The sequence below is a fragment of the Arthrobacter sp. 9V genome, from assembly GCF_902506065.1.
GTDB lineage: Bacteria > Actinomycetota > Actinomycetes > Actinomycetales > Micrococcaceae > Arthrobacter.
Window position 1 is genome coordinate 1 of sequence record NZ_LR732950.1, and the last position, 1,065, is coordinate 1,065.

A 1,065-nucleotide genomic window follows, 5' to 3' on the forward strand; every position below is an offset into this window, starting at 1 on the left:
GCCTCGGCTACACCACGTGGTCGATCGACGGGGTCTCCGCGACGCCGACCGTGCGCGAGGGCGACGCCGTCATCGTCACGGCGACCGTCGCGAACACGGGCGACCGCGCCGGCAAGCACGTCGTGCAGGTCTACGCGTCCCGTGCGGAGTCGGCGGTCGACCGCCCGGTTCGCTGGCTGGTCGGGTTTGCCCCGGTCCGGCTCGGTGCGGGGGAGTCGACGGAGGTCTCGATCGAGGTCCCGGCACGCGCCTTCGCCCACTGGGACGGTTCGTGGCAGTACGAGTCGGGGACGTTCACGCTGCACGTCGGTGCCTCCGTCGTCGACGACGCCGGAACCGCGTCCCTCGAACTGGAGTGACGAAGTCGTCCGGTTTCCGCGCAGCTCCCGACTCTGTTCAGTAACATCGTCGTGCGCGAGTCGGCTGGTTACCGTCCGCGCACGCACCGACTACGGGGTCGCTGGGTGAGCGATTCGGCCTCCTGATCCGGCCGTTGTCGCCCTGGCTTCCCCGGTGCGTCCCCGAATGCGTCCCCGCGTCCGCGCGGGGGCGCATTCGTCGTTCCGGGTCGGAGCCGCATCGGTGCTCCGTGCCGGAACCTGGTTCCGTGGATCGTCCCGGACTCGGTACGCACCGGTGAACCGGTTGCCGGACTTCGTGCCGGTTCGCAAAAACGAGTGACACTTGGTCAACTTCTTTGCTCCAGGGACGCAGATCGGTGTGACAAACCGGTCGGTAGGTGGAACGATGGGGGCACCATCTCGTGCGGATCAGGGACGAGATGGTCATCCGGCCGGGCTCTCGGGCTTCACCAACTCGATCAGAGCCCCGCCGGATGCCCTCGACTCTCGGTGGCGGCAGGGCCGCAGGCGATCAGGCTCCAGGCGTCTGCCCGCGTCGCTGGCCCTCAGGCCCGCAGCGCCGGAGCGACCTCCTCGGCCACGATGCGCAGGATCCGCTCGTGTGTCGCACGGTCGCCGTTCGCCGGCAGGGTGATGACGAGCTCATCGGTGGCGGTGACAGCCGGGTCGGCGAGCAGGGCGTCGACGATGGCCGCCGGTTCGC

1 protein-coding gene is annotated in these 1,065 nt (G+C 69.6%); it reads left to right on the forward strand.

Features of this window, described 5'->3' with window-relative positions:
- Window positions 1–359 (forward strand): fibronectin type III-like domain-contianing protein (locus BACI9J_RS22665; RefSeq protein ID WP_201296716.1); only part of this gene is annotated, 359 nt, incomplete at its 5' end.
- Between the last annotated feature and the right edge of the window lie 706 nt (window positions 360–1,065).